Annotated in this window: 27 protein-coding genes; 10 read left to right on the top strand and 17 right to left on the bottom strand. The window is 70.9% G+C overall.

The features are described from left to right. Positions 1 to 23: 23 nt before the first annotated feature. Genes ABZ796_RS04020 through ABZ796_RS03995 form a run of 6 tightly spaced genes read right to left on the bottom strand, consistent with a single transcriptional unit; the run spans position 24 to position 7,032 of the window. The gene (locus tag ABZ796_RS04020) at positions 24 to 1,025 is read right to left on the bottom strand and encodes an SDR family NAD(P)-dependent oxidoreductase (protein ID WP_357334800.1); all 1,002 of its coding nucleotides are present in this window, start codon (positions 1,023 to 1,025) and stop codon (positions 24 to 26) included. Then, the gene (locus tag ABZ796_RS04015) at positions 1,022 to 2,368 is read right to left on the bottom strand and encodes a TIGR01777 family oxidoreductase (RefSeq protein ID WP_357334799.1); all 1,347 of its coding nucleotides are present in this window, start codon (positions 2,366 to 2,368) and stop codon (positions 1,022 to 1,024) included. The genes ABZ796_RS04020 and ABZ796_RS04015 overlap by 4 nt, the downstream gene beginning before the upstream one ends. Next, on the bottom strand, positions 2,365 to 3,723 hold the full coding sequence (locus ABZ796_RS04010) for a deoxyribodipyrimidine photo-lyase (protein WP_357334798.1): 1,359 nt from the start codon (positions 3,721 to 3,723) through the stop codon (positions 2,365 to 2,367). Before ABZ796_RS04010 ends, ABZ796_RS04015 begins: the two co-directional genes overlap by 4 nt. Next, a complete protein-coding gene (locus ABZ796_RS04005) occupies positions 3,720 to 5,012 on the bottom strand; it encodes a cyclopropane-fatty-acyl-phospholipid synthase family protein (protein WP_357334797.1) in 1,293 nt (430 codons plus the stop codon). The genes ABZ796_RS04010 and ABZ796_RS04005 overlap by 4 nt, the downstream gene beginning before the upstream one ends. Continuing rightward, positions 5,009 to 5,764, bottom strand: coding sequence for a DUF1365 domain-containing protein (locus ABZ796_RS04000; RefSeq protein ID WP_357334796.1), 756 nt, complete (start codon positions 5,762 to 5,764; stop codon positions 5,009 to 5,011). Before ABZ796_RS04000 ends, ABZ796_RS04005 begins: the two co-directional genes overlap by 4 nt. Beyond that, the gene (locus ABZ796_RS03995) at positions 5,761 to 7,032 is read right to left on the bottom strand and encodes an FAD-dependent oxidoreductase (RefSeq protein WP_357334795.1); all 1,272 of its coding nucleotides are present in this window, start codon (positions 7,030 to 7,032) and stop codon (positions 5,761 to 5,763) included. Before ABZ796_RS03995 ends, ABZ796_RS04000 begins: the two co-directional genes overlap by 4 nt. A 102-nt stretch (positions 7,033 to 7,134) precedes the next feature. Between ABZ796_RS03995 and ABZ796_RS03990 the strand changes: the two genes are divergently transcribed. Next, positions 7,135 to 7,572 (top strand): SRPBCC family protein, encoded by a 438-nt coding sequence (locus tag ABZ796_RS03990; RefSeq protein WP_357334794.1) that lies wholly within the window; start codon positions 7,135 to 7,137, stop codon positions 7,570 to 7,572. An 8-nt stretch (positions 7,573 to 7,580) separates the two neighbouring features. Beyond that, positions 7,581 to 8,477: a MerR family transcriptional regulator gene (locus tag ABZ796_RS03985; protein WP_357334793.1), complete on the top strand. Its 897-nt coding sequence runs from the start codon at positions 7,581 to 7,583 to the stop codon at positions 8,475 to 8,477. Positions 8,478 to 8,481: 4 nt separating this feature from the next. Here the strand turns inward: ABZ796_RS03985 and ABZ796_RS03980 are convergent, their stop codons facing one another. Beyond that, positions 8,482 to 9,660 carry a dipeptidase gene (locus ABZ796_RS03980; RefSeq protein ID WP_357334792.1) on the bottom strand — a complete coding sequence of 393 codons (1,179 nt, stop codon included), beginning with the start codon at positions 9,658 to 9,660 and terminating at the stop codon, positions 8,482 to 8,484. A 122-nt stretch (positions 9,661 to 9,782) separates the two neighbouring features. On the opposite strand from ABZ796_RS03980, the gene ABZ796_RS03975 reads away from it, so the two are divergent. The 4 genes from ABZ796_RS03975 (at position 9,783) to ABZ796_RS03960 (ending at position 13,515) form a co-directional block, all read left to right on the top strand. Next, entirely contained in the window at positions 9,783 to 10,835 is a 1,053-nt protein-coding gene (locus ABZ796_RS03975; RefSeq protein ID WP_357334791.1) for an Lrp/AsnC family transcriptional regulator, read from the top strand. A 74-nt stretch (positions 10,836 to 10,909) separates the two neighbouring features. Continuing rightward, positions 10,910 to 11,293, top strand: a complete 384-nt coding sequence (locus ABZ796_RS03970; RefSeq protein ID WP_357334790.1) for a DoxX family protein — start codon at positions 10,910 to 10,912, stop codon at positions 11,291 to 11,293. A gap of 577 nt (positions 11,294 to 11,870) precedes the next feature. After that, on the top strand, positions 11,871 to 13,145 hold the full coding sequence (locus ABZ796_RS03965; protein ID WP_357334789.1) for a DUF222 domain-containing protein: 1,275 nt from the start codon (positions 11,871 to 11,873) through the stop codon (positions 13,143 to 13,145). Continuing rightward, positions 13,099 to 13,515 (top strand): hypothetical protein, encoded by a 417-nt coding sequence (locus ABZ796_RS03960; protein WP_357334788.1) that lies wholly within the window; start codon positions 13,099 to 13,101, stop codon positions 13,513 to 13,515. The genes ABZ796_RS03965 and ABZ796_RS03960 overlap by 47 nt, the downstream gene beginning before the upstream one ends. A gap of 160 nt (positions 13,516 to 13,675) precedes the next feature. On the opposite strand, the gene ABZ796_RS03955 is transcribed toward ABZ796_RS03960, so the two are convergent. Continuing rightward, positions 13,676 to 14,122 carry a MarR family transcriptional regulator gene (locus tag ABZ796_RS03955; RefSeq protein ID WP_357334787.1) on the bottom strand — a complete coding sequence of 149 codons (447 nt, stop codon included), beginning with the start codon at positions 14,120 to 14,122 and terminating at the stop codon, positions 13,676 to 13,678. A 52-nt stretch (positions 14,123 to 14,174) separates the two neighbouring features. Here ABZ796_RS03955 and ABZ796_RS03950 point away from each other — a divergent pair, with 52 nt between their 5' ends. Further along, positions 14,175 to 14,759, top strand: a complete 585-nt coding sequence (locus ABZ796_RS03950) for a hypothetical protein (protein WP_357334786.1) — start codon at positions 14,175 to 14,177, stop codon at positions 14,757 to 14,759. A 10-nt stretch (positions 14,760 to 14,769) separates the two neighbouring features. On the opposite strand, the gene ABZ796_RS03945 is transcribed toward ABZ796_RS03950, so the two are convergent. Together ABZ796_RS03945 and ABZ796_RS03940 are read right to left on the bottom strand one after the other, a co-directional pair. After that, positions 14,770 to 15,558, bottom strand: a complete 789-nt coding sequence (locus tag ABZ796_RS03945; RefSeq protein ID WP_357334785.1) for an enoyl-CoA hydratase/isomerase family protein — start codon at positions 15,556 to 15,558, stop codon at positions 14,770 to 14,772. A 76-nt stretch (positions 15,559 to 15,634) separates the two neighbouring features. Then, positions 15,635 to 16,465, bottom strand: coding sequence for an alpha/beta hydrolase (locus tag ABZ796_RS03940; protein ID WP_357334784.1), 831 nt, complete (start codon positions 16,463 to 16,465; stop codon positions 15,635 to 15,637). Positions 16,466 to 16,529: 64 nt separating this feature from the next. Between ABZ796_RS03940 and ABZ796_RS03935 the strand changes: the two genes are divergently transcribed. Then, positions 16,530 to 17,153 (top strand): TetR/AcrR family transcriptional regulator, encoded by a 624-nt coding sequence (locus ABZ796_RS03935; protein WP_357334783.1) that lies wholly within the window; start codon positions 16,530 to 16,532, stop codon positions 17,151 to 17,153. Here the strand turns inward: ABZ796_RS03935 and ABZ796_RS03930 are convergent. After that, positions 17,150 to 18,487, bottom strand: coding sequence for an ATP-binding protein (locus ABZ796_RS03930; RefSeq protein ID WP_357334782.1), 1,338 nt, complete (start codon positions 18,485 to 18,487; stop codon positions 17,150 to 17,152). The genes ABZ796_RS03935 and ABZ796_RS03930 overlap by 4 nt on opposite strands. Beyond that, positions 18,484 to 19,161 carry a response regulator transcription factor gene (locus ABZ796_RS03925; protein WP_357334781.1) on the bottom strand — a complete coding sequence of 226 codons (678 nt, stop codon included), beginning with the start codon at positions 19,159 to 19,161 and terminating at the stop codon, positions 18,484 to 18,486. Before ABZ796_RS03925 ends, ABZ796_RS03930 begins: the two co-directional genes overlap by 4 nt. A 79-nt stretch (positions 19,162 to 19,240) precedes the next feature. Between ABZ796_RS03925 and ABZ796_RS03920 the strand changes: the two genes are divergently transcribed. After that, the gene (locus ABZ796_RS03920) at positions 19,241 to 19,576 is read left to right on the top strand and encodes a PepSY domain-containing protein (RefSeq protein ID WP_357334780.1); all 336 of its coding nucleotides are present in this window, start codon (positions 19,241 to 19,243) and stop codon (positions 19,574 to 19,576) included. Positions 19,577 to 19,590: 14 nt separating this feature from the next. Then, positions 19,591 to 20,352: a hypothetical protein gene (locus tag ABZ796_RS03915; RefSeq protein ID WP_357334779.1), complete on the top strand. Its 762-nt coding sequence runs from the start codon at positions 19,591 to 19,593 to the stop codon at positions 20,350 to 20,352. Here the strand turns inward: ABZ796_RS03915 and ABZ796_RS03910 are convergent. The 5 genes from ABZ796_RS03910 to ABZ796_RS03890 form a co-directional block, all read right to left on the bottom strand. Then, positions 20,349 to 22,202 (bottom strand): YhgE/Pip domain-containing protein, encoded by a 1,854-nt coding sequence (locus ABZ796_RS03910; RefSeq protein WP_357334777.1) that lies wholly within the window; start codon positions 22,200 to 22,202, stop codon positions 20,349 to 20,351. The genes ABZ796_RS03915 and ABZ796_RS03910 overlap by 4 nt on opposite strands. Further along, positions 22,199 to 22,852, bottom strand: coding sequence for a hypothetical protein (locus ABZ796_RS03905; RefSeq protein ID WP_357334776.1), 654 nt, complete (start codon positions 22,850 to 22,852; stop codon positions 22,199 to 22,201). The genes ABZ796_RS03910 and ABZ796_RS03905 overlap by 4 nt, the downstream gene beginning before the upstream one ends. 56 nt (positions 22,853 to 22,908) lie before the next feature. After that, on the bottom strand, positions 22,909 to 24,051 hold the full coding sequence (hutI, locus tag ABZ796_RS03900; RefSeq protein WP_357334895.1) for an imidazolonepropionase: 1,143 nt from the start codon (positions 24,049 to 24,051) through the stop codon (positions 22,909 to 22,911). An 11-nt stretch (positions 24,052 to 24,062) separates the two neighbouring features. Then, positions 24,063 to 25,250 carry an allantoate amidohydrolase gene (locus ABZ796_RS03895; protein ID WP_357334774.1) on the bottom strand — a complete coding sequence of 396 codons (1,188 nt, stop codon included), beginning with the start codon at positions 25,248 to 25,250 and terminating at the stop codon, positions 24,063 to 24,065. Positions 25,251 to 25,419: 169 nt separating this feature from the next. Beyond that, on the bottom strand, positions 25,420 to 25,635 hold the full coding sequence (locus ABZ796_RS03890; RefSeq protein WP_357334773.1) for a glycine betaine ABC transporter substrate-binding protein: 216 nt from the start codon (positions 25,633 to 25,635) through the stop codon (positions 25,420 to 25,422). Positions 25,636 to 25,643: the final 8 nt, after the last annotated feature.

Raw genomic sequence — 25,643 nt, 5'->3', positions numbered from 1 at the left:
TGACGCATCGGGTGACATCGGAGCTAGAGCCCGTCCAGGCCGGCGGCGGCCGCCGCCCAGCTCCACAGCGCCTCGGCCTCTCCGCGACCGGGGCGGGTCGCTGACCGATAGCTCGTGGGACGCTGCCGCCGGTCGTGCCAGAAGGTGCCGGACGGCGGGACGGGCTCGGTGGCGGCGAGCCAGACGGCCGTGTCCGCGCCGGCCTCGGCCGGTCGCAGCAACGGTCGGCTCAACGTACGGAAGGCGGGGAGCGATCGGGCGAGGCCGGGTGTGTCCGCCCAGCCGGGGTGCATGACGAAGGTGGAGATCCGGTCCGGCGACCACCGCCGGTCCAGGATCGGGGCCAGCTCCACCTGCATGCGCTTGGACCTCGCGTACGCCACGGCGCCCTGGTAGGTGCCGTGCTCGAACTCGGGGTCGTCCACGGGAAGGGGCTGGGTGTACATCCCGCCCGAGGCGACGAAGACCTGCCTGGCGCCGCGCTCCGAGCGGCGCAGGGCCGGCAGCAGCCGCTCGGTCAGCCGGATCGGCCCGAGCACATGGGTGGCGACGGACAGCTCGTGGCCCTCGACCGACTCGGCCCGCTCGGGCGGCATGACCCCCGCGTTGTGCACGAGCACGTCGACAGCGGTGCGCCCGCCGTCGCGCGCGCAGAAGTCTTCGGCGAACGCGTCGATCATGGCCGGATCGGAGACGTCGCAGCGCTCGGTCCGAAGGTCGGCGACCCGGCCCTCGACGCGAAGCAGCCGCTCGATCCGCGCCACCGCGGGTGCGGCGCGTTCGGGCGAGCGTACGAGGACATGGACGCGCGCGCCGAGCCGGGCCAGGCCCAGCACGGTGGCCTCCCCGAGACCGCTCCCGCCGCCGGTGACCACGGCGGTGCTACCTGCCAGCGCCTCCGGGCGTGGGTCACCCTCGGCCCAGCGACGGCGACGGATCGCGTAGCCGATGCGGGTGTAGCCCAGCACGACCGTGCGGTCGAGCACCCGGTCGAGCCCCTGGTCAGGTGCTGTGGTCCGGCTCATGTGCGCACGCTCCCGAGGACATGTCGCAAGGCCTGCTCGGCCTCGATGAACCGGAAGCGGTGGTCGAGCCCGAGGAGTCGTTGCGGGACCACCCGCTGGTTGGCGAAGGCCACCTCCTGCGCCCCCTCCCTGCCCAGGAGCAGACGGGGACCGAACGACGGTGTCGGCAGGATCGCCGGACGGTGCAGCGCTCGCCCCAAGGCAGCGGCATAGGCACGCTGCCGCACCGGGGCGGGCGCGACGGCGTTCACCGGACCATGGAGCCCGGGATCCACCAGAGCCCGGTGGTAGATGTCGACGAGATCGTCGATCCCGATCCACGACTGCCACTGCTCCCCTGACCCCATCGGTCCGCCGAGGCCGGTGGCGAACAGCGGTCGCTGCACGCGCAGAGCTCCCCCTCGCGGGCTCTGCACGATCCCGGTGCGCACCAGAACGACCCGCGTCTCGGCATCGACCGAGGCCAGCGCCGCCTCCTCCCAGTCGCGGACGACGTGGGCGAGGAAGTCGTCCCCGGTCGTGGAGTCCTCGGTGAGGATCTCCTCGCCGCGGTCGGCCCCATAGATCCCGATCGCCGACGCGCAGACGAAGGCACCCACTCCTGCCGACGCACTGGCCCGGGCGAGCAGACGGGTGGGCCCGATGCGGGAGTCGCGGATCAGCTCCTTGTGTCTGTCCGTGAACCGGCCGGCGATGCTGTGCCCGGCCAGGTGGATGACGGCGTCCACTCCCGCCAGCGAGGCCGGGTCGGGGTCCGCCGGGTCCCAGGAACGCTCGTCGGGGGCGGTCGGCCGGTGGCGCACCAGGCGGACCACGGTGTGGCCGCCGGTGGTGAGGAAGGCCGCGACCGCGCTCCCCACCAGGCCGGAGGCGCCGGTGACCGCCACGGTGAGCCGGGGTGTGTCGGCCGCCGAGCGGTGAACCGCCAGGTCGTCGGCGAGCTGACGCTGCCGGTAGGCGAACATCGGCTCGAGCAGCCGCCTCGGCAGTGTCGTGGTGACCCTGTCGACCACGGTGGTGCCGTCGCCGACGCTCTCGAAGTCGTGGCGATGGTGCCAGGACACCGGCACCAGGAACGGACGCGAGACCAGGCGGTCGGCGAAGCTGTGCCCGGCGACGTACTCCTCGGGCAGGTGCTGCGCCACCCAGTGCCGGCCGGCGGGGAAGTCGAGCACCGCCGTGCCTCCGGCGAGGTCCTGGGCCTCCTCGGCGATCCGGACAGGCTGCCACGGTGGCACCAGCCGTTGGAACGCGCCGGGCCGGCCGTGCCAGCCGAAGACGACGTCGGCCGCGTCCGGCACCGTGTGCCGGAACTCATGGGTCGCCGTACGCGACGGAATCATGGGGTCGAGTCCTTCAGCTCTGCCAGTCGGGCCAACGCCTCGCGACGCTCCTCGGCATGGTCGACGACGCGTTCAGGGTAGCCGTCGGCCAAGCCGTCGGAGTGGCGCCACGGCTCGTGGGCGGCCGCGCCCTGGAGATGACGGAGCTCAGGTACCCAGCGCCGGACGTACTCACCCTGCGGGTCGAACCGAAGCCCCTGGGTGATCGGGTTGAAGACCCGGAAGTACGGCGCGGCGTCGGTTCCGGTCCCGGCGACCCACTGCCAGCCATGGCTGTTGGAGGCCAGGTCACCGTCGAGGAGATGGTCGAGGAAGTGCCGGGCGCCGACCGGCCACCAGATGTGCAGATCCTTGACCAGGAAGCTCGCCACCACCATCCGTACGCGGTTGTGCATCCAGCCCTCCGCGAGCAGCTGGCGCATGCCGGCATCGACGAACGGGAAGCCGGTCCTACCCGACTTCCACGCCTCCACCAGCTCGGGGTCCTCGTCGTACTGCATGCCGTGCAGTGCTCCCCGCAGGTCACGCCAGGCCGACCGGGGTTCGTGCCAGAGCACGTCCGCGTAGAACTCACGCCAGGCCAGCTCCGCGACGAAACGCTCGACGTCCTCTCCGGAGGCGCCGGTGTCGTGCGCGCCCAGATCGGCGAGGAGCGTACGCGGGTGGATCTCGCCGTACTTCAGAGCCGTCGAGATCCGGCTGGTCCGGTCGAGGTCGGGCCGGTCCCGGGCCGAGGCGTAACCGGCCAGGTCGTCGGCGCAGAAGTCCTCCCAGCGGTCGAGCGCCGCACGCTCACCGGCCTCCTGCTCGAGTTGGTCGAGCTGGTCGGGGGGATCGGGCAGCGGCTCCGACTCGAGCTTCGTCATCCACTCGACCTGAGGGTCACCCGCGGGCGCCCGCCAGCCGTGCTCGCGCCACGCCCGCAGGAAGGGTGTGAAGACGCGGTACGGCGCCCCGGTCCCGTTCCGGACCCTGCCCGGGGTCACGGCGTACGAGCTGCCGGTGCCGACCAGCCCGATACCGGCGTCCGCCAGGTGCCGCTCCACCTCTGCGTCGCGTCGGCGGCCGTAGGGGGTCGTCTCCGTCGAGACGTGCACCTGGCTCGCCCCCGCCTCGGCGGCGACCTGGGCCACCACCTCGGCCGGGTCGCCCTGGCGGATCACCAGAGCCCCGCCCATCTCCTCGCGCAGCGCGGCGAGCGAGGCCAGCAGCCGTCCCCACCTCCGCCCGGAGCCGGCCAGGCGCGGGTCGAGCACGAACAGCGGCACCACCGGCCCGTCGGCGGCCGCGGCCTGCAGGGCGGGATGGTCCCCCAGACGCAGGTCCCGCCGGAACCACATCAACGACGTCGTCACGAGTCCTCCCGTCCGTCGGCCTCCAGGCGGATCTGGGCGACGTCGATGGCTCCCGCCCGGAAGCCCGCCTCGCAATAGGCCAGGTAGAACTCCCAGGTTCGACGGAACTCCTCGCCGAAGGTGTCCGACTCGATCGTCGGCCACGCGGCCAGGAAGGCGGAGCGCCAGCGGCGCAGGGTCTCGGCGTAGTCGGCTCCGAACCGGTCGGTGCGGGTCACGCTCAGTCCGACGTGGGCGGCCTGCTCGGCGATGGCGGTGGCGGACGGGATCAGCCCGCCCGGAAAGATGTGCTTCTGGATCCAGCCGTAGGAGTGGCGGGTCGCCAGGTAGCGCTGGTGCGGCATCAGGATCGACTGCAGGGCGATGGCCCCGCCCGGACGCACCAGACGTGACAAGGCGGCGAAGTAGTCCGGCCAGTAGCGCTCGCCGACCGCCTCGATCATCTCCACGCTGACCACGGCGTCGAAGGTGCCGACGACGTGGCGGTAGTCCTGCACGAGCACCTCGACCCGGTCACTGCAGCCGACGGCCTCGATCCGTTCCCTGGCCAGGGCGGCCTGCTCGACCGAGAGCGTGACGGTCGTGACCCGGGCACCGCGCCGAGCCGCCTCGATCGCGAGGGTCCCCCACCCCGTACCGATCTCCAGCACCTCGTCGCCGGCACCGACGCCGGCCAGGTCGAGGGCCGCGTCGACCTTGCGCAGCTGGGCCTCGTGCAGGCTCTGCTCGGCGACCGGTCGGGTGTGGTCGAAGAGAGCCGAGCTGTAGCTGAGGCTGGGGTCGAGGAACGCGGCGAACATGTCGTTCCCGAGGTCGTAGTGAGCCGCGATGTTCTCCTGGGAGTGCTCCACGGCGCCGCGCTGGTCGGCGGGGATGGGCTGGTCGACCAGGCGGCCCAGCCGCAGCATCCAGCCCGGCAGCAGCCCGCCGAGGCGCTCGGCGTACGGCGTCAGCGCGTCCGCGAGATCGGTGCCGTCCGCGGTGTCCCAGTCACCGGCCGTGTAGCCCTCGCCGAGACCGATCTTCGGGTTCGCCGCGATCCGGCCGTAGAACGACTCCGGGCGTCGCAGCACGATGCCCGGCCTTCCATCGGCGGAGGATCCGCGGCGGCGGTTGAGCAGCGTGCCGTCGGGGAGCGCGACGTCGACCGAGACCTGCCGGGTGGCCAGGCGCAGGATCTGCTTGGCGATGCCTGCTCGCAGGCCGCCCGTGGGAGCCTGCGATCCATTCGCCGACAGCTCGAGCAGCACGGGTTCCGCGCTCTCGAGCGTCACCGGCTTCACACTCATGATGTGGCCTCCTTCTGGGGGACGGGACGTGGGATGACGGGCAACCTGCGCAGCCACAGCCGGATCCCGTGGAACCGGATGAGCGCACTGACCCGATGGGGCATCAGCAGATGGGTGAGGCTGACCCGCAGCAGCGCACGACGCGTCGCGGGCTCCGGGGTCCCGCGGGTGTTCGCCGTCAGCACGCGGGCGCCGTCGCGGTCGAGACCGACGGTGACCGAGACGTGTTCCGGGTCGACCCGCAGCCCGATCTCGTAGGTCCCGGCCATGTCGTTGAACGGCGACACGTAGAAGGCCTTGCCCGTGCGGGCGTGCCCGTGTCGATCGATGTCGAGCAGGTAGGCGTGGCGGCCGCCGTAGGTGTTGTGCACCTCGAAGACGACGGCGCGCAAAGCACCGTCGTCCGCCTGCACCCAGAAGACCGTGAGGGGATCGAAGACATGGCCCAGGACACGGGCGTTCGCCAGCATCAGCACCCGATCGGCCGGCGTGAGGTCGATGCCGTGGCCGGCGAGGAACGCGCCGAGGTCGCCCCGGATGCCGCGCCCCGAGGAGCCTGCCTCGAGATGGTCGGCAGCCCGGAACCCGGCCAGGGGACGCAGCCAGAGCGGGAGGCGAGGCAGCTCGTCGACGTCGACGAGCCACTGGTAGCTGCGGTGACGGAACGAGTGCCGCAACGGCCTCTCGCGGGTGTGGCTGACATGACCCACGACCAGCGCCGGGACCTCGGGAAAGACCGGTGAAGTGCTCACCAGGTCACCCCGAACGATTCGGCCGCCCCCACGCCGGAGCGACAGCCGTCCTCGTGGAAGCCCCAGCCGAGATGGGCACCGGCGAAGGCCAGGCGAGGCCCCCCGGACGTACGCAGCCGGGCCGCTGCCGCGACCGCCTCGGTGGTGAACACCGGGTGCTCGTAGCTCATCCGTGCGGTGACCTTGGCCGGATCGACATGCTCGGTGGCGTTGAGCGTCACCACATGCTCGTCGTGGTCGTCGAGACCCTGGAGCCGGTTCATCCAGTAGCTGACGACCACCTTGTCGGCGCCACCCCCGCACGAGGCGAGGCGATAGTTCCACGACGCCCGGGCACGGGGCGAGGCCGGCAGCAGGGCGTCGTCACGGTGCAGCCAAGTCTCGTTCCGCGAATACCCGATCGCCATCAGGTCCGCCTTCTCCTCCGGGGACGCGTCAGCCAGGAGCCTCAGCGCCTGGTCGGCGTGGGTCGCCACCACCACGCGGTCGAAGCGCCTGGACCCGGTCCCGGTGCGCACCTCGACCCCATCGGCGTACCGCTCCACGGCGGTCACCGGTTCACCGACACGGAGGTCGCCCACGTGCTCGGCGATCTTGTCGACATAGGCGCGGGACCCGCCCACGACCGTGCGCCACGTGGGCGACCCGGTCACCTGGAGCATCCCGTGGTGGTCGAGGAAGGCGAACAGGTGCCGCGCCGGGTAGGCCGCGGCGTCCTCGTCACCGCACGACCAGACGCAGGAGACCAGCGGCACGGCGAAGTGCTGGACGAAGTAGTCGCTGAAGCCGCCCTCCTTCAGGAACTCGCCCCATGTCAGATCACTGTCGGTCTCGAGCAGCCGACGGGCGCGACGGTGGAACCGCGGCACCTGCGCCAGCATGCGCAGGAAGCGCGGGTCACCGAGACGAGCCGGGTCGGCCAGGATGCCGACCAGCCCCTTGCCACCGGCGTAGGAGAGGCCGCAGTCGTCGCAGACGATGCTCATGCTCATCTCGGTCGGCCGGGTCTCGACGCCGAGCTCCGCGAAGAGCCGGAGCAGGTTCGGATAGGTGCGCTCGTTCATCACGATGAAGCCGCTGTCCACCCGGAGGACGGCTCCCGCCGCACTCGAGACCTCGTGGGTGTGCGCATGGCCACCGAGCCTCCGCTCGGCCTCGAAGAGCGTGACGTCGTGGCTACGTGCCAAGAGGTACGCAGCGGTCAGCCCCGAGACTCCGCCGCCGATCACGGCGACGGTCGGCCGCGGGGTGTTGGCCGCTCGGCTCATGGGAACTCCCTCTTCCGGCAACGGCATCGCCGCTGGCTAGTTTCTGAAATCGAACGTACAATGTTTGTACAAGGTATGTCAAAGGTTTGAAAGGGCCCGATGATGAAGATCGATCGAACCGTGGAGACCTCCGCACCGACCTCCGAGGTGTTCGACTTCCTGTCCGACTTCACGACCACCGAGGAGTGGGATCCGGGCACGGTGCGCACCGACCGCATCTCCGGCGACGGCGGGGTGGGAACGGCGTACGCGAACACCTCTCGCTTCCTCGGGCGCAACACCGATCTCACCTACGTGGTGGAGGTCTACGAGCCCGGCGAGCGCGTCGTCCTACGAGGCGAGAACAAGACGGTCGTGGCCCATGACACGATGACCTTCGTACCGACAGCCACGGGCGGAACATCCGTGCGTTACGTGGCCGAGTTCGAGCTGAAAGGCATGGCCAGGATGGTGGCCCCACTGCTGACCCCCGCGTTCACCCGCCTGGGCGACTCTGCCTCCGAGCAGATGCGCGCGACCCTGGACCGACTGGGCCGGTAGCCGCGCAGATGTACACCATCAAGCACGCGGCACAGCGGGTCGGCATCACCACCGCGACGCTTCGTGCCTGGGAACGCCGATACGGCGTCATCGCTCCCCACCGGTCCGAGAGCGGCTACCGCCTGTACGGCGACCACGACGTCGCCGTCCTGCGTTCGATGAAGCAGCTCGTGGACGAGGGATGGTCGGCCGGCCTGGCCGCGGCCGAGGCGATCCGGCTCGCTCGCACTCAGCCGTCCCCCGAGATCGCCGCCGAGGCACGGGGCGACGGAGCCGGCCCCTCCCCCGGGTTCGCAGAGCGACTGACGACCGCCGCTGCGGCACTCGACACCACCGGCCTGGCGGCGAACCTGGACCAGGTGTTCGCCCTCGGCGGCTTCGAGACGGTGATGACCGACCACGTCTTCCCCGCGCTGGAGAAGCTCGGCGACGCATGGGCCGACGGCCGGGTCAGCGTCGCCGGCGAGCATCTGGCCTCGAACGCGGTGATGCGCCGCCTCGCCCTGGCCTACGAGGCGGCGGCCGCCCACGGCCACGGGCCGCGCATCGCCCTCGGGACCGCACCCGACACCCGGCACGAGATCGGCCTCCTCGCCTTCGCCGTCGCCGCCCGACGACACGGCATGGACACCGACTACCTCGGTGCCGACCTGCCGATCGACGACTGGCTCGGTGTCATCGACGATCCAGGACTCGCCGCCGCCGTGCTCGCGATCCCCACCACCGCCGACATCGCCGCCTCCGCCGCGGTGATCACCGCGCTGCACGACCACCGCCCCGATCTCGTCGTGGCCGTCGGCGGAGCCCAGCAGAGCCACGCTCCCGAACCCGCCGTACGCCTGGGCGACGACATCGCTGCCGGCGCGAGGACGCTGGCGGACGCCATCTCGCAGAAGCAGCGCTGACCCCCTACTCGGGCAGGGTGGCGCGGAGCACGCGCAGCGTGTTGCCGCCCATGATCGCCGCCACCTCGGTCTCGTCATAGCCCCGATCGACGAGCTCCTGGGTGATCGCGGCGAGGTCGCCGGCGTCCCAGCCGACGGTGGTCGAGCCGTCGTAGTCGCTGCCGAGGGCCGCGGAATCGATGCCGCCGACCTCGACGACATGGTCGATGGCGTCGGCGACGGCCTTGACGGTCAGGTCGCACACCGCGGCGTCCCAGTAACCGACCCCGACCACGCCACCGGTCGCGGCGACCCCGCGTACCTCCTCGTCGGTCAGGTTGCGGTTGACGTCGCAGGTCGCCTGTACGCCGCCGTGGCTGAGCACCACCGGCTTGGTGGCCATCGCGAGCATCTCGGCGACCGCGGTGTGGCTGGCGTGCGCGATGTCGACGATGATGCCGCGACGCTCCATCTCGGCGAACACTCGGCGTCCCAGGTCGGTGAGACCACCCTTCTCGACACCGTGCATGGAGCCAGCCACCTCGTTGTCGAAGAAGTGGGTGAATCCCGCCATCCGCATGCCGGCGTCGTAGAGCGTGTCCAGGTTGTCGAAGTCGCCCTCGAGGTTCTGCAGGCCCTCGACCGAGAACAGCGCACCCGTGACCTCCTTCCCGGACTCGCGGTCGGCGATCAGGGCGTCGAGGTCCGCGCGGGTGCGGATCAGTCGCAGCCTGCCGTCGGAGTCAGCGGCCGCCCGGTCGAGCTTCTCGGCGTGGTAGAGCGAGCGGTCGAGGAGCGACGTCCAGGTGCGGGGCGGCTGGAGCTGGGCGAAGGTCAGCAGGGTGATGTTGTCGCTGTCCCCCGTGTTGCTGTCGTAGTTCTGCCCCTTGGGCGACTTCGACACCGACGAGAAGACCTGCAGCGCGACATTGCCGTCCTCCATCCGCTGCAGGTCGAGGTGACCGCGGTCCGAGTGCTCCAGGACGTCGCGGTCCCACATCAGGGTGTCGCTGTGCATGTCGATGACCCGCAGGGAGTCGTGCAGCCGTCGCGTCTCGGGCGTCACCTCCGGCAGGCTGGCCGGACGGAGCTTGTTCTGGGCGTTCTCCACGATCCCGGGCGCCAGCGCGAAGAAGCCGGCGCCACCGATGAGGAGAATGGTGAGTACGGCCAGGAGCAGTCGCTTCGTCCAGCGTCGGGTCATGTTTCGGGGTCCTCTCGGGTGCAGGCTCGAGTGAGCGGGACGAGTATGGCGAGGCGTACTCCGGCGGCCGCCGAATTGGACCGAATCGCCCGTCCGAAAGGGCGATCGGACAGGATGTGACCATGGCGACACTGGATGAGGACGACTTTTCGCTCATCCACGCACTGCAGATCAGGCCGCGCGCCTCCTGGACGGACCTCGCCGCCGCCCTCGGCACCTCGCCGGCGACGCTGAGCCGTCGCTGGGAGCGGTTGCGCGCCGACGGCAGCGCCTGGGTCATGGGCCATCCGCGTGTCCGCGGCGAGTACGGGACCAGCCTCGCCGTCGCGGAGATCTCCTGCGTCAGCGGACGCGCCGGCACCCTCGCCCAGGAGCTGGCCGCATGGCCCATGATCATCACCATCGAGGAGGCGGCCCGCGACTACGGGCTGATCGTGACGGCTGTCGGCCTCGGCCCCGGTGACATGCCCAAGCTGCTTCTCGACGACCTGTCCGCCCTGCCGGGCGTCCTCGGCGTACGCGCCCACCATGTCGCCCGGCTCCACCTCGACGCGAGCAGCTGGCGGGTCGGCGGGCTCGACCCGGAGCGCGCCCGGGCGGTCGCCCGGATCCCGGACCACAGCAGCGCCGGCGACGCCAGGTCCGCCCCGGTCAACCCCTGGGCCGAGCCGTACGCCGCTCTCACCCAGGCGCTGATCCGGAACGGCCGCAGCAGCGCGGCCGACATCGCGCGCCGGACCGGCCGGCCGTTGTCGACGACCCGCCGCCAGCTCGGCCAGCTGCTCGCCTCCGACGCCGTCACCTTCCGCTGCGAGGTCGCCCAGGGCCTGACGCTGCTGCCGATCGTGGTGCAGACCTGGTGCCAGGCGCCGGTCGACGACGTCACCGCGTGCGCGAACCGTCTCCGGGCCACTCCAGGCGTACGTCAGGTCGTGGGTCTGCCGGGGCCGACCAACCTGCTGATCAGCACCTGGACCCGCTCGCCCGAGAGCGCCATGCTCCTCCACGAGCATCTCCAGCGCGACCTCGCGCCGCTCAAGGTGGCCGAGTCCGCGATCGTCCTGCGGCAGATCAAGCGCCTCGGCTGGAAGCTCGACGAGCTCGGCCGCTCCACCGGGATGCTCGTCCCCTACCCGCCCAGCACCGACGGCACCCACACTCCCAAAGCTGGTTGACGCCGATCGGGTCATGTCACAGAGCATCGTGCCGTCTCGTCTCCAGGTGTGACCCCACAGAACAGGAGAGAACGATGGACGTCGCCCTTTGGATCATCGCCGGACTGCTGGCCCTCGTCGCCCTGGCAGGAGGCCTCACCAAGACCTTCATGCCGCTGGACAAGCTGGCCCAGCACGACGGCGCCGCATGGACCCGCGGCGCCAGCCCGACCTTCGTCAGGGCTCTCGGGATCCTCGAGATCCTGGCCGCGATCGGCCTCACCCTTCCCGCTGTGTTCGACGTCGCGCCTGTCCTGGTGCCCGTCACCGCCGCCTGCTGGATCGCCCTGATGATCGGCACGATGATCACCCACGGCCGCCTAGGCCAGGCGAAGCTCGCCCTGGTCAACGTCGTCTACCTCGCCCTGGCCACCTTCGTCGTCGTGGGACGCTTCGGCACCACACCCTTCACCGCCTGACCAGCTCGTCGAGTCGGCGCATCTGTCCCGTTGACGAGTGCCGACTCCCTCGCTGGTCGAGCCGGCACATCCATCCCGCTGACGAGTCCTCGCTCGCTGGTCGAGCCGCGAGCGCCAGCGAGCGTGTCGAGACCAACACAGTCGCTTCCGCGACTGGTCCGGTCGAGCGTGGTGACCTTTCTGTCGTAGACAGTGGTTAGGGACTGGTTCTTGGCGGACCGTGGGCCGCCGACCCGTTCTGGAGGGTCTTCTCGATCTGGTCCGGCGTCAAGGACGCCCTACGGGCGCCGGCTTCGCCGGCCGCCTGCGGCGGTCCTGGACACCGGACCAGATCGAGAAAAGATTTGGCTGGTTATCGGGGCGGCGGCCCGGGTGTGGCGCAGCGCATTCACTCCCCGGGACAGATGGTGTTGCTGGGGCGTGAGGGATGGCCCTTCGGGCCACTTACCATCCACAAGAACGACATCTTTCACTCATCCCAAAAGTAGGGTTTGACCTGGGAAAATAGATAGCCAGCAGGGCTGGTTTCAGCGTAGAATCAGACCCATCACAACACACCTCTAAGGAGAGGCATCCGATGAGCCTCGGCCGCAACATCGACCACTGGGGCACCAACCCCGGCGACGCGATCGACGCTGCCCTGCAGACCATCGAGACCGCCCTTCACGACCTCCTCGCCAGCGACCCCGCCTATTGGCGCACGAGCCAGAAGAAGGACCTGCTGGGTCGGTTGGAGAAGCTCCAGGCGCAGCAGGCCGCGTTGAAGCTGCGGGTGCTCGCATCTGCCGGTGACATCGCGGAGGAGACCGGCGCGAAGGACGCCTCGGCCTGGATGCGGGCCGAGTTGTTGGTCGACAAGGGTGTGGCGCGCTCGCAGATCAAACTGGCGACCAGGGTCGCCCGATACGACCTGGTCGCTGCCGGCCTGGTCGAAGGCGTGGTGTCGTTGGACAAGGCCCGGGTAGTCACCCAAGCACTCGACACGATCGAGACGGATCCGGTCGCTAGTGCCGAGGACCTGGCCCTGGCCGAGAAGCTGCTGGTCGACTACGCGCGCACGTTGACCGTGAACCAGCTGCGGATCGCGGGCAAACGGATCCTGGTCGAGATCCACCCCGCTCGGTTCGAGGACGCCGAAGCCAAAGCCCTCCTCGCTGAGGAGGAACGCGCCCAGCAGAAGACCGCGGTACGGGTGTGGGACAACCACGACGGCACCATCGGATTCGACGGGGTCCTCCCGGTCTCGATCGGGATGCGGTTCAAACGACTCGTCGAGGCCTACGCCCAACCCCGCAAACAACAGCTCGTCGCCAAGGGCAGCCCGCTGCTGCCGTGGGAGCGGCTGATGGGTCAGGGGTTCTCGCGTCTGCTGGAGACCATCGATCCCGCCAGCCTGCCGCGTCACGGTGGCGACGCCACCGTGGTCAACGTGGTCATCAGCCTCCAGGAGCTCCGCAAGGACCTCGGGGTCGCCACCCTGGGCTATGACGAGACCAACGGGGCCACCATCACCGCGGCCGAGGCCCGGCGGATGGCCTGCAACGCCACCATCATCCCCTGGGTCCTCGGTGGTGACGGTGAGGTCCTCGACGCCGGCCGCGGCAGCCGGTTCTTCCAACCCATCCAGCGCAAAGCACTCCGGCTGCAGCACAAGTGCTGCCAAGCCGAGGGCTGTGACATGCCACCGGAGTGGTGCGACGCTCACCACCTCGACCCCTGGGCCGCCGGCGGCAAAACCGACCTGAAAGACGGGGCCCTGCTGTGTCCCCATCATCACCGGCTGGCGCACAACCCGGCGTACGTTCATGAGCGCCTACCGGATGGCAGCATCCGGTTCACCCGCCGCACCTGATTCCGATCATGACCGCGGGCCACTTTCCGTCCACAACCTGGCCTCGATCCGAGTTATCCACAGCATCGAGGTCGCTCCTTGCCCGACACCTGACGCCCGGCGCAGCCGCTTCCGGCCGCGATGGGTTCGAGACTTCACCTGCGACCACGTTCTCAACGGGATGGTGATCGGTTCCCGACGGGACAACCGGGAGCTCTACTCGATCACGGCGCGCGACAACGACATCGAGGTCGAGCTGCTCTGGCCGGGAGTCAAGGACTGGAGCAGCTACCCACCGCTTGCCTACCAAGCCGAGATCGACCGTTTCCGCCAATGGGTGGTCGATCAGCCGTCGGTCGACACTCCAGCGGACTGGGCGCGATGGTCCTAGAACGCCTCCAGCAACGCAGCGTTTCGGGAGCCGCGCCGAAGCTGAGGCTGTGCTCGCCTCGGTGACCGCAGGCGACACCTATCGGGTCGACCTGACTCCCGCCAGCGCCATCGTCATCCCACCGACGGCAGCCCGGTCCTCGAGGCCGACTGACGTGCCTTCAGTCGCCGGACTCCAGTCGCTCGGTCTCGGCCCGCAGCGCCTCGATCACTCCCGTGACCCAACTCCCGATGGCAGCGAGCTCCTCCTGGTCGAACCCTCGGTTCATCTCCTCGATCCGCCGAGCGAGCCCGGCCGCCGTCGGGCGCGAGGTCTGCCGGAAGTGGGGTGTGGTGTGGATCCGGAAGGACCGGCGATCACGCGAGCTGCGCTCACGTCGTACGTAGTCGGCGGCGACCAGCTTGTCGACGATCTTGGTGACGGCGGCGTTGCTCAGGCCGGTGGCGGCCGAGAGCTCCCCGGGGGTGATGCCGTCGGGGTGACGGGCGACGAGGTCGAGCATCTTGTGCTCGCTGTTGCCGACGCCCAGGCGGCGGGCGATGGCCTCGTGGAACATCACCACATGGAGGCTCAGCTCGGAACCGAGCCGGTTGCCGTCCTCGGACACGTGGACTCCTAATTTGTTTCACCTTGGTGAAATAACAGGCTAGTCTCCGGCCATGAGGATCGAGCTCTCGCCACCCCGGTCGGCCGCTGGTTCCCTCACCTTCGCCGGTGCCCTGCTCCGGTGCTACCTCGCTGCCCTGCTCGTGGGCACTCCGCTCGCCGCACTGCTGCTGACCCCCGGCCTCATGCGGAGCCGGGTCGCCCTGGTGCCGGGGATCACCTCGTTCGGCATCACCGCGTTCCTGGTGCTCTCGTTCCTGCTGATCGCGGTGGCTCCGCGGCTCTCGGCCCGGGTCGCGCCCGGTGCCGGCTGGCGGCCGGGACTCGTCGGCAAGGTCGGGCCGGCGCTGCGTCGCGAGCTGCCTCGCCAGTGGTGGGGCCGCGCCGGGGAGGCCCTGTTGATCTTCGTCGCGTCCCAGCTGACCGGCGGCTTCATCGCCTGGATGATGCCCTACATCTGGGCCGACCCAGCCTCGCCCGACGACCACGTGATCTGGGTGCTCCACTACCCGAACTACGCGACCCAGGCGGTCTCGATGTACCTCGTCATCTGCCTCGCGGCCGCCTGGTTCGGCACCCGGCTGCGCCAGCTGGCCGTCGGGATCGATTTCGTCGACCAGGGCCAGCCGGTCTCCTAGGCTCGCCGACTCAGCGTCCGAGCACGGCGCGGAGGCGGCCCACCTGCGCGGTGCGCTCGGCGAGACGCTGCTCATCGAGGCTCCGCCCCGACGCCGCCGCCAGGAGCTCGTGCGTACGCCGCACCGCGGTCGCATCGTGGGCGACGAGCGAGGCGACCAGATCGGCGAGCGTGGAGTCCAGCTGGGCCCTGGGCACCACGCTCTGCGCGAGCCCGATCCGCCCGGCCTCCTCGGCACCCACCTTCCGCGCGGTGGCACAGATCTCGAGCGCTCGCGAATAGCCCACCGCCTCGACCAGCGGCTTGGTGCCGGCCAGGTCGGGCACCAGTCCCAGCGCAGGCTCCTTCATGCAGACCCAGGCGTCCTCGGCCATGATCCGCAGGTCGCACGCCAGCGCCAGCTGGAAACCGGCACCGATCGCGTACCCGTCGACGACGGCGATCGAGATGAACCTCGGGTCGGCCAGCGCCACGAACGGCCGCTGGTACTCCCCGATGAGGTCGACGACCTCCTGGTCGCTGCGCGCCAGCGTCGCAACCAGGCTGCCCTCCACCTCGGTCTGACCCGGGTCGACCAGCGACAGGTCCAGCCCCGCCGAGAACGTGCCCCCAGCACCGCGCACCACGACGACCCGCACCTCGTCCGGGAGCGACTCGAGGAACCCCGCGATCGCCGCCCACATCGCCGGATGCTGCGCATTGCGTACGTCAGGACGGTCCAGCAGCACGGTCGCCACCGCACCGTCGACGCTCAGACCGACACCCGGGTCGACGGCACTGTCCGGCTGGTTCGTGTTCATGGCTTCGCGGTTCCCTTCAAGCACGAGTACGTCAGGCGACGCGTCACACCGTAGAGGACTCCCACCCCGTGGCCCCTCAGGCGGCGGCGCGGATGGCGGCCACCACCGCATCCGGAGCGTCCAGTGCGAGCAGGGTCCTCGCCCTGTCGACCGGGACGAGGTCGGTCCCGATGGTGTCAGCCAGTCGCCGACCCAGGGACGGCCGGAACACCCGGTCCCCCGTCCCCCAGAGAACGGTGATCGGCACCGTGGCCCGCGCGAGCCGCGAGGTCACGCCCTGCAGCTCCGCCGGGCGGACGTTGCGGAGGAGCCTCGAGAGGTCGAAGCGGATCCGACGGTCACGCAGTGCCGGTTCGATCCAGGAGCGCGTGAGCTCTGCGGGCAGGCTTTTCGCGAGCAGACCGAATCCCAGCCAGGAATGACGCACCGGGCGCAGCCTCATCGGGAGCAACGCGATCCTGCCGGCGAGGACGCTGCGCAGAGGGCCGAGGATCAAGTTGACCAGGAACGGCGGGAACACGTCGAAGGCGTCGCAGTTCATCAGCACGACGCGCGAGACGCGCTCATCACCGGCGTCCACGACGTACTGCGCGATGGCGCCTCCGGTGTCGTTGCCGACCAGCGTGACGTCGCGCAGGTCGAGGGCGGCGAGGAAGTCGCTGACCATACCCGCCACACCCGCCGGCGAGCGATCGGCCGCCGGCTCCAGCGGAAGGGTGTGGGAACCCAGTGGCCAGTCGGGCGCGTAGCTGCGCACACCCTGCTCCGCAAGCCGGTCGGCCACGGGGCGCCACAACGCCCCGTCGGCGAGGATCGGATGCAGGAACACGACCGGGGGACGGCCGGACTCCTCCGGCCCGGCGACCCGGACGTTGAGCCGACCTTGGGGCAGAGTGATCACCGGCATGGACTCTCCTGCGGGATACAGTTACGTGCAAGGTGTAGGTAAGTTACGAACAGACTGTATGGAAATGGAACGACGTACGCAAGCCGACCGCTCCGCGGCGACGAGAGCCGCGCTGGTCACAGCCGGGCGCGAGCTCTTCGCCACCCACGGTTTCAACGGCGTGGGCACCGAGGCGCTCACCTCCGCCGCCAACGTGAGCAGAGGCGCCTTGTATCACCAGTACGGCGACAAGGTGGAGCTCTTCGCCAGCGTGCTCACGACAGTCGAGTCGGAGGTGACCGAGCGGGTCGCGGCCGAGGCGTTGTCGAGCGGCGAGACCGAGTTCGCCGGTCTGATGCGCGCCGCCCTCGACTCGTGGTTCGACGCGTGCGAGGCGCCGGAGGTTCAGCGCATCGTGCTGCTCGACGGACCGGCCGTGCTCGGTTGGGCGCGCTGGCGCGAGCTGTGCCAGCCCTACATCCTCGACCTCATCGAGGGCCTCCTCCGCCAGGCCATCGACGACGGCTCCATCGAGGCGCTCCCGACCCGCCCGCTGGCACACGCGCTGGTCGCGATGGCCGACGAGGCCGCGCTCTACGTGCTCGCCGCCGACGACCGGCCCCGGGCGCGCGCCGAGATGTCCCAGGTCTTCCACCGGCTCGCGGCCGGCCTCGTCACCGCCACCGCTGACCCGTGCCATGACCGCTAGTGGTCCTGCGGCGACGCAACCACCAGACGTACGCAGGTGCGGCCATCGACGCGGTCGACGTCGATCGTGCCGCCGTGCGCCCGGGCGACCTCGCGGACGATCGTCAGGCCGAGCCCCGGGTCTTGCGGCCAGGTGTGGTCCGGGAGGTCGTCACCCTCGTCGGTGACCGTGACGACCGCACCGCCGGGCGCGGCACCGACCACGACCTCGATGTCACCGGCGCCGTGCCGGATCGCGTTGTCGACGAGGTTCGACAGGGCCCGGTCGAGGCGGGCGGCGTCGCCGGGGACGTCGACGGTGCGTGGCGCCGTCAGCGTGATGTCGCGGCCTCCGGCGGCCACCCGGAACCGCTCGACAACGCGCGCGGCCAGGTCCACGAGGTCGACCGGGCGCGACTCGATCGGCAACGAGTCCCCGGACCCGGCTTGCGCCAGCAGCTCCTCAGCCAGCGCGATCAGGCGTCGCACCTCCTTCTCGACGGAGTGCAGGGCCAGCCTCAGCTCTTCGGGAGTTCGCTGCCCGGCCAGCGCCAGCTCGATCTCGGTGCGCATCAGCGCCAGCGGCGTACGCAGGTCGTGGCTGGCATCGGCGACGAACCTGCGTTCGCGCTGCAGACCCTCGTCGAGGCGGCCGATCATGGCGTTGAGGGTGAGCGCGAGGCGGCGGAGCTCGTCGTCGGCCTCCGGGACAGGTAGTCGCTCGCCGGCGCTGCGCGCGGAGATCGTGGCCGCATGGGAGCGCATCCGCTCGATCGGCCGCAGGCCCGCACCGGCGACGACGTAGCCGAGCCCACCGGCCACGGCCAGAGCGAGCGGCCCCGCGATCAGCAGCTGGTTGCGCAGCGTGCTGAGGGCGTCGTCCGCGTCCTGGCGCGACGTACCCACGACCAGGAAGCCCTGCCCGACCGGCTTGACCAGCAGAAGGAGCCGCTCCTGCTCCGGGTCGGGTCTTCCCTCGGCCGCGGCGTCGTCGTCGAGGACGGTGACAGTCTTCTCGAGCCAGCCGCTCCTGCGGGACGCCCGGAGCTCGGCGGCGTCGAGCAGCGGGTCCGCCACGAGCCTCGAGGTCGCCTCGACGTCGCCGTCCTCGGTGAGGAGCTGGGCATGGACCTCGCCGCCGAGGGCCGAGACGGCTTCCGGCAGGTCTCCGTCGCGCTCCGCCTCGAGCCGGTCGGCCTCCGCGGCGACCGAGTCGCGCAGGCGGTCCTCCAGCGCATCGCTCACCCGCAGCTGGACCAGGACACCGAGGCCGGTGACCGCGATCGCCGTCGCGGCCAGGAAGGCGAGCGCGACCCGGGTACGCAACGGCCACCGCGACGGCGGCCAGCCCCTCACGACGTCTCCGCGGTGAGTCGGTAGCCCACGCCACGTACGGTCCGCAGGGTGCTCACGCCGAAGGGCCGGTCGATCTTGGCTCGCAGATAGCGCACGTAGACGTCGACGACGTTGGAGGTGACGTCGTGGGGGTCGCCCCACGCCAGTGCGAGCAGCTGCTCGCGGGTGAGCGCCTGGTCAGGCCGGCGCATGAGGGCCTCCAGGAGGGTGAGCTCGCGGGTCGAGAGCGACAGCTCGGTCGCCCCACGCCAGACTCGTCGCGCCGCCGGGTCCATCCGCAGGTCGCCGACCTCCAGCGCCACCGGCCTGGGCACGGGGCCGCGCCGGGCCAGAGCGCGCATCCGGGCCAGCAGCTCCTGGAAGGCGAACGGCTTGGCCAGGTAGTCGTCGGCACCGCTGTCCAGGCCGGCGATGCGGTCCACCACCGCCGTGCGTGCGGTCAGCATCAGGATCGGGGTCCACACCCGCGCGGCACGGACCCGGCGACAGACCTCGAACCCGTCGATGTCGGGCAGCATGACGTCCAGCAGGATCACGTCGTACTCGCCACCGCGGGCCGAGGCGAGCGCCTGCGCGCCGGTCCCGACGGAGTCGACCACGCCGCCACGCTCGGTGAGCCCACGGGCGACGAGCGCGGCGAGCTTCGCCTCGTCCTCGACCAGCAGCACCCGCACGTGTTCATGCTAGGCGCGCAGATGAGTGCCGGATGAGAGACTCATCGGCTCCTCATCAGATCGACCTAGCGTGAGAGACATGAAGATCAAGCTGAACCACAAGAGCATCGCCATGGTCATCGCGGGCGCGGCCGTGGTCGCTGCCGGAACCGTGGGCGCCGCACGTGCCCTGTCCGGCGACGACGACACCACCGAACGGCCCATCCCCGCCTCCGAGCTCGATCAGGCCGAGCAGGCCGCGCTGGACGAGACCGGCGGCGGCAAGGTCACCGGGACCGAGGTCGACGACGAGGAGAGCAAGTACGAGGTCGAGGTGACCCTCGAGGACGGCATCCAGGTAGACGTCCAGCTCGACGAGCACTTCCAGGTCGTCGGCACCGATGGTGACCACGACTCCGGCTCGGACGACGACTGACCCGAGGACGTACGATGCCTCGCCTCGCTGTCGCCCTCGCCGGCTGCCTGGTGGCGCTGGCCGGCTGCGGCGCCGAGGATGCCGCCACGAAGGCGACCGACCTCGACCCCACCGAGTTCACGACCGAGGTCACGAACCCCTGGTTCCCGCTCGAGCCGGGAACGCGCTGGACCTACCGCGAGACCACCGAGGACGGCGAGACCCTCGACGTGATCGTCACGGCCACCTCGGTCACCCGGGAGATCGCCAACGGTGTCACCGCCCGGGTCGTACGCGACACGGTCACCCGCGACGGAGAGGTCGTCGAGGACACCCTCGACTGGTACGCCCAGGACGGGGCCGGCACGGTCTGGTACCTCGGCGAGCACACCGCCGAGTTCGAGAACGGGAAGATCGCCACCCGCGAAGGGTCGTTCGAGGCCGGCGTCGACGCCGCCCGGGCCGGAGTCATCATGCCCGCCTCGCCGGAGGTCGGGGCCAGCTACCGGCAGGAGTTCTACGAGGGCCATGCCGAGGACAGGGGCGAGATCCTCGCGACCGGCCGGCGGGCGACGGTGCCCGCCGGCGACTACCGAGACCTGCTGATGACCGCGGACACCACGCCGCTCGAGCCCGACGTGCTGGAGCACAAGTACTACGCGCGAGGCATCGGACTGGTCCTCACGATCGACAAGGGGGCCGGTGGCCGCGAAGAGCTGCTCTCGGTCACCCGCGTCTCCCCCGCGCAGGCCCGCCGCGCCGGAGAGGCACGGCTGGGTGAGGCGTACCGGAGCTAGATGGCGATCTCCGGACGCACCCGCTTGGGCGTCCAGACACGCTGTCGGCGGGCGCCGTAGCTGGTCAGCAGCAGTGCGCCGACGAGGAAGGCGGCCAGGACGAGGGCGTCGGAGACGACCCGCCCCGAGAGCCCGCCGTACATCAGCTGGCGCAGCCCGTCGACGGCATAGCTCATCGGCAGTACGTGGTGGAGCCAGTGCAACGGCCCGGGAATGGTCTGCCAGGGGAACGTGCCGCCGGCGGTGACCAGCTGGACGACCATCAGGACCAGACCGAGGAACTGGCCCGGTGCACCGAGGAGCGCGTTGAGCATGTGCACGATCGCGATGAAGGTCGCGGAGGTGAGCAGCAGGAATCCGAACGTGCCGAGCCAGTTCACCGGGGTGATGTCGACGGCGGTACCGACGACCACGAGCACGACGACCATCTGCGCGGCACCGATCAGCGCTGGCGTGAGCCAGCCACCCAGCGCGATCCGTAGCGGAGTCTGGTTGGCGGCCAGCGCGCGGGTCGAGATCGGCCGGACGAGCAGGAAGAGGACGTACCCGCCGATCCATGCGCCCAGGGCGAGGAAGAAGGGAGCCAGCCCGGCTCCGTAGGAGGACGCCTTCGCCTCGGAGACCGAGTCGATGGCGACCGGGTCGGCGATCGTCGAGGCGATCCGCTCGCGCAGCTCCTCGTTGGTGGCGGGCGCCTGCGCGGCGCCGTCCTGCAGCCCCTTCTTCAGGTCGCCGGCACCGGTGGCTAGCTTCGCGGCACCGTCACGCAGCTGGGTCGCACCGGTGCTGAGCTCGCCGGCGCCGTCCGCCGCCCGGGAGATCCCGGCGACCAGATCGGGCATCGCCGAGGCGAGCTGCTCGTTGCCGTCGGCGACCTGATCTGCTCCGGCGGCGAGGTCGTTGAGCTGCCCGGAGACATCGCCGACCCGCTGGTCGACCCGGTCGAGCGGAGCGGATCCGCGGTCGTAGACGGCCAGCACCTCGGCGCGCTGCTGCTGGTCGAGACCCTCGGCCTCGAGCCGGGCGTCGAGGTCGGACCGGGTCGCGTCGTAGGCGGCGACGGCGTCGTCGACGGCGGTCGCCGCCCGCTGCCCGGTGGCGGCGATCTCGCCGTTCGCGTCGGCGACCTTCCGGGCGCCGGTCGCGAGCTCGCGCGTCTTGGTAGGCAGGTCGGTGACCTTGCCCTCGATGGTGTTCAGGCCGCTCTCGAGGTCGCCGGCCCCGGTGGCCAGCTCGCCGGCGCCGTCGCGCAGCGTGCCCGCGCCCTTCTCCAGCTTCGCGGCACCGTCGGCGGCCTTCACCAGACCCGAGCGGAGGTCGGAGATGCCGAGCAGGAAGCTGGCCGCGGCCTGCTCGGAGACCTCGCTGGCGATGGCGTCGCGGACCTTGTCGGTGACGTTGGTCGCGATCGTGGTGGACAGGTAGGAGTTGGCGTCGTTGGTGATGACCTGGATCTGCGCCTGCTCCGGGTCGAGCCGCTCCGCCCCGGTCAGCGTCCGGGAGAACCCCTCCGGGATCCGCAGCGCGAAGTAGTAGTCGCCCTCGCGGATGTCCTTCTCAGCCGTGGCCGCGGAGACCTCCGACCAGTCGAAGTCGCCCGACTTCAGGAGCTTGTCGGCGACGTCTCGGCCGGCGTCGATCTTCGTGCCGTCGGTCGTGGTCGCGCCGGTGTCCTCGACGATGAGCGCCGCCGGGAGCTCGTCGAAGTGGGCGTACGGATCGTGGTTGGCGTAGAGGTAGAGCCCGGCGTAGAGCGTGGGGACGAGGACGAGCGCCACGATGACGAGCTTCGCCAGGCGTCCGGCCGTGATCCGGCGCAGCTCGGTGAGGGCGATACGCAGCGAGTTCATGCTTCCTCCGTCGGACCGATGGTGAACGTACGCACTCCGGCGGGGATCGAGACCGCGGGGCTCGCGGTGACCAGGACCCCGGGCCGGCTCCCGGACTCGGCGAGGTCGGTCGCGATGCCCAGCCAGTCCCCGACGGGCAGGCCGAGACGCTCGGGGTAGGTGAGGACGAGGTAGCGGGTGCCCGGCCGCAGCAGCGCCATCCGCGCGAGGATCTCCAGGCGCGGCCCCGGGGGGACCGCCTCCGTGGTGATGCCGGTCGCGAGGTCGTACTCCCCCAGCCAGCCGTCGATAGCCACCGCACTCGGCTTCTGCTTCGCCATGGCGAGCTCCTCGCCGAGAATCGTGCGGAACGGCACCATCTCGTCCGGCTCGGACACGCCCGGCACGTCGACCAGCGCCACCGCGGCCTGCAGGACCCGAGGCGACGCGTCACCGTCCACCTCCACCCTGCCCGCATCCAGCCGGAGCCGCCCGGCCAGCGCCAGCGCCAGCGACGTGTGCCCACCTCCCGGCGGGCCGACAGCCACCGCGACCTCTCCCCCGCGCAACGTCAACGACGTGGTCGGGAGCAGATCCCGGACCCCCTGCCGAACACGTACGCCGAGGGCTCGCAGCCTCGTCTTGTCCTCGTCGACCGCGTCCTCGCTCATGGCCAAACCCTGTCACCAAATGCGGCCGATGACGGTCAGACACAGCGGCTGAGCGGTCAGCGCCCGTCGACCCGCTGACCGGCCCGCCAGGTCTCGGCGACCAGGGGCACCCCCGGCCGGTAGGCTAGGTGCACGTGGGAGGGCGCATCGAGAACGGCGAAGTCGGCGGCCGCTCCGGTGCTCAGATGGCCGACGTCGGTCCGGCCGAGGGCCGCGGCGCCACCCGCGGTCGCGGCCCGCACGGCCTCGCTCGGCGTCATGCCCATGTCACGTACGGCGAGCGCGATGCAGAACGGCAGCGAGCTGGTGAAGCAGGAACCCGGGTTGCAGTCCGACGCGAGCGCGACCCGGACGCCCGCATCGATCAGGCGACGGGCATCGACGTACGGGTGGCGGGTCGAGAACTCCACGCCGGGCAGCAGGGTGGCGACGGTGCCCGACTGCGCGAGCGCGTCCACGTCGGCGTCGCTGAGATAGGTGCAGTGGTCGACCGCCGCCAGGCCGAGCTCACAGGCCAGCTGGACGCCGGCGCCGTAGGTGAGCTGGTTGGCGTGCAGCCGGCCCTTCAGACCGACAGCCGCCCCCGCGGCCAGCACCGCCCTGGCCTGGTCGGCATCGAAGGCACCGCGCTCGCAGAAGGCGTCGATCCAGCGGGCATGCGGCCGCGCGGCCTCGAGCATGGGGCCGGTGACCAGCGCGACGTAGTCCTCCGCGCTGATCCCCTCCGGCACGACGTGAGCGCCGAGGAACGTCGTCTCGTCGGTGAACTGCCGCGCCACCGCCAACGAGCGCGATTCGCCGGCGACGCTCAGCCCGTAGCCGCTCTTGATCTCGAGGGTGGTGGTGCCCTGCGCCCGCATCTCGGCCACGAGCCACGCGACGTGGGCGGTGAGCTGCGCGTCGCTGGCCTCGCGGGTCGCGCGCACGGTCGTACGGATGCCGCCGGCGGCATAGCTCTGCCCCGCCATCCGCGCGGCGAACTCGGCCGAGCGGTCGCCGGCGAAGACGAGGTGGCTGTGGGAGTCGACGAACCCGGGAATCACGGCGCGCCCGCCCACGTCGTACGCCGCGTCGGCAGCCGGTGCCTCGGCGGCGGGTCCCACCCATGCCACCCGGCCGCCCTCGACGACGAACGCGGCCTGTTCCAGCACCGTTCCGGCGGCGTCACCGACGAAGAGCTCGCCGATGCCGGTGACCAGCGTCGCGACGCTCACCGGGCCAGCTCCGCGAGGGTGTCGGCGAGCGCCTCGACGCCGGCGATGCAGTCGGCCATCTCTGCCCGCTCCTCGGGTGAGTGCGAGATGCCGGTGGGGTTGCGGACGAAGAGCATCGCGGTCGGGATGCCCGCGGTCGACAGGATGCCGGCGTCGTGTCCGGCCTGGGTCGGGATGATCGGCCAGCCGCCCGGAGCGGCGATCCGGGTCGCCAGGTCGGGGTCGAACTCGACGGCGGCCGACAGCGACTCGGCGGTCACGGTGACGCGGGTCCGGTCGAGACCTGCCCGCTCGCCGGCCCGCTTCTCCAGGGTGGCGACGAGATCGCTGAGCATGGTGTCGTTCTCACAGCGGGCGTCGAGCCACGCGGCGACTCTCGAGGGCACCGCGTTGGTGCCGTTGGGGGTGGCCTCGACACGGCCGAAGGTGGCGCGCTGCCCGGCGCGGCGGGCCTCCTCGTCGGCCGCGAGCGCGGTCATGGCGAACGTCAGCATCGGGTCGCGCCGGTCCTCCATGCGGGTGGCGCCGGCGTGGTTGGCCTCCCCGTCGAAGTCGAAGCGCCATCGACCGTGCGGCCAGATCCCGCTCGCGACGCCCACCGCGGCGTCACGGTCGACGAGGTTGCGGCCCTGCTCGACGTGGAGCTCGACGTAGCAGCCGACGCGGTCCAGCCAGGCGGACCGGCCGAGCGCCGGCTCGAGGCCCGCGTCGGCCATGACCTCCTCGAGAGGAAGGCCGTTGCGATCACGCAGGGCCCGCGCCTGCTCCGGGGTCGTCAGGCCGGTCGCGAGCTGGGAGCCGAGGCAGCCGAGCCCGTAGCGAGACCCCTCCTCGTCGGCGAAGACGCCGATCGCGATCGGGCGGCGCGGGGTGAAACCTCGGTCCCGCAGGACATCGACGGCCGCGAAGGAGGAAGCCACCCCGAGCGGTCCGTCGTACGCCCCGCCGTCGAGGACACTGTCCAGATGTGACCCGGTGAGTACCGCGTCGTCGCCGCTCCCCCACCAGGCGACCAGGTTGCCGTTGCCGTCACGCTCGAGATCGAGCCCTCGCCGGGCGCACTCCTCGGCGAACCAGGAGCGCAGCTCCATCTCGGCCGAGGTGTACGGCTGACGGAAGTAACCCTGGGAGGTGGCGGATCTGCCCACCGGGGCGATGTCGGCCCACATGCGCTCGAACGTCATGGCACGAGTTCATCGGGTTCCGGGGTCCGGGGCAAGGGTGTCGTCGGGGTGAACTGTCCGGTATCCCAGACACGCCCCGCGTACGACACCGCATCGGCTCGGGAAGAAGAGCAAGGAGCGGCATCGCGGGCCCTGGGCTCGCGATGCCGCTCCGGTCGAACCAGCCGAGCTAGGCCAGGCCGGCCTCGGACAAGAACCCTGCCGCCACGTCCTCGGCATCCTTCTTGTCCACGATGACCTCCTTGAGCAGAGCCGCCAGCGTCTGTGTGTCGAGCTCGGCCGAGACCGCGTCGAGCGCCTGCGAGGTCGTGTCGTCGACCTTCGACTCGGCGATCAGGGGGACCACGTTCTCCGCAGGGAACAGGTTCTCGGGATCCTCGAGCATGATGAACC

Source organism: Nocardioides sp. NPDC047086 (assembly GCF_040643685.1).
In the GTDB taxonomy this organism is placed as follows: domain Bacteria; phylum Actinomycetota; class Actinomycetes; order Propionibacteriales; family Nocardioidaceae; genus Nocardioides.
Note: the sequence above shows the minus strand (reverse complement) of the source record. Positions and strands in the feature narration are given on the sequence as shown.

What these genes read in the sequence shown, in the direction of transcription:
- ABZ796_RS03970 (WP_357334790.1), top strand. Translation starts at nt 10,910, where the DNA reads ATGGACGTCGCCCTTTGGATCATCGCCGGACTGCTGGCCCTCGTCGCC.
- ABZ796_RS04015 (WP_357334799.1), bottom strand. Translation starts at nt 2,368, where the DNA reads ATGATTCCGTCGCGTACGGCGACCCATGAGTTCCGGCACACGGTGCCG.
- ABZ796_RS03965 (WP_357334789.1), top strand. Translation starts at nt 11,871, where the DNA reads ATGAGCCTCGGCCGCAACATCGACCACTGGGGCACCAACCCCGGCGAC.
- ABZ796_RS04020 (WP_357334800.1), bottom strand. Translation starts at nt 1,025, where the DNA reads ATGAGCCGGACCACAGCACCTGACCAGGGGCTCGACCGGGTGCTCGAC.
- ABZ796_RS03975 (WP_357334791.1), top strand. Translation starts at nt 9,783, where the DNA reads ATGGCGACACTGGATGAGGACGACTTTTCGCTCATCCACGCACTGCAG.
- ABZ796_RS03960 (WP_357334788.1), top strand. Translation starts at nt 13,099, where the DNA reads ATGAGCGCCTACCGGATGGCAGCATCCGGTTCACCCGCCGCACCTGAT.
- ABZ796_RS03950 (WP_357334786.1), top strand. Translation starts at nt 14,175, where the DNA reads ATGAGGATCGAGCTCTCGCCACCCCGGTCGGCCGCTGGTTCCCTCACC.
- ABZ796_RS03935 (WP_357334783.1), top strand. Translation starts at nt 16,530, where the DNA reads ATGGAACGACGTACGCAAGCCGACCGCTCCGCGGCGACGAGAGCCGCG.
- ABZ796_RS03895 (WP_357334774.1), bottom strand. Translation starts at nt 25,250, where the DNA reads ATGACGTTCGAGCGCATGTGGGCCGACATCGCCCCGGTGGGCAGATCC.
- ABZ796_RS03890 (WP_357334773.1), bottom strand. Translation starts at nt 25,635, where the DNA reads ATGCTCGAGGATCCCGAGAACCTGTTCCCTGCGGAGAACGTGGTCCCC.
- ABZ796_RS03985 (WP_357334793.1), top strand. Translation starts at nt 7,581, where the DNA reads ATGTACACCATCAAGCACGCGGCACAGCGGGTCGGCATCACCACCGCG.
- ABZ796_RS03980 (WP_357334792.1), bottom strand. Translation starts at nt 9,660, where the DNA reads ATGACCCGACGCTGGACGAAGCGACTGCTCCTGGCCGTACTCACCATT.
- ABZ796_RS03915 (WP_357334779.1), top strand. Translation starts at nt 19,591, where the DNA reads ATGCCTCGCCTCGCTGTCGCCCTCGCCGGCTGCCTGGTGGCGCTGGCC.
- ABZ796_RS03990 (WP_357334794.1), top strand. Translation starts at nt 7,135, where the DNA reads ATGAAGATCGATCGAACCGTGGAGACCTCCGCACCGACCTCCGAGGTG.
- ABZ796_RS04005 (WP_357334797.1), bottom strand. Translation starts at nt 5,012, where the DNA reads ATGAGTGTGAAGCCGGTGACGCTCGAGAGCGCGGAACCCGTGCTGCTC.
- ABZ796_RS03995 (WP_357334795.1), bottom strand. Translation starts at nt 7,032, where the DNA reads ATGAGCCGAGCGGCCAACACCCCGCGGCCGACCGTCGCCGTGATCGGC.
- ABZ796_RS03920 (WP_357334780.1), top strand. Translation starts at nt 19,241, where the DNA reads ATGAAGATCAAGCTGAACCACAAGAGCATCGCCATGGTCATCGCGGGC.
- ABZ796_RS03940 (WP_357334784.1), bottom strand. Translation starts at nt 16,465, where the DNA reads ATGCCGGTGATCACTCTGCCCCAAGGTCGGCTCAACGTCCGGGTCGCC.
- ABZ796_RS03910 (WP_357334777.1), bottom strand. Translation starts at nt 22,202, where the DNA reads ATGAACTCGCTGCGTATCGCCCTCACCGAGCTGCGCCGGATCACGGCC.
- ABZ796_RS03905 (WP_357334776.1), bottom strand. Translation starts at nt 22,852, where the DNA reads ATGAGCGAGGACGCGGTCGACGAGGACAAGACGAGGCTGCGAGCCCTC.
- ABZ796_RS03945 (WP_357334785.1), bottom strand. Translation starts at nt 15,558, where the DNA reads ATGAACACGAACCAGCCGGACAGTGCCGTCGACCCGGGTGTCGGTCTG.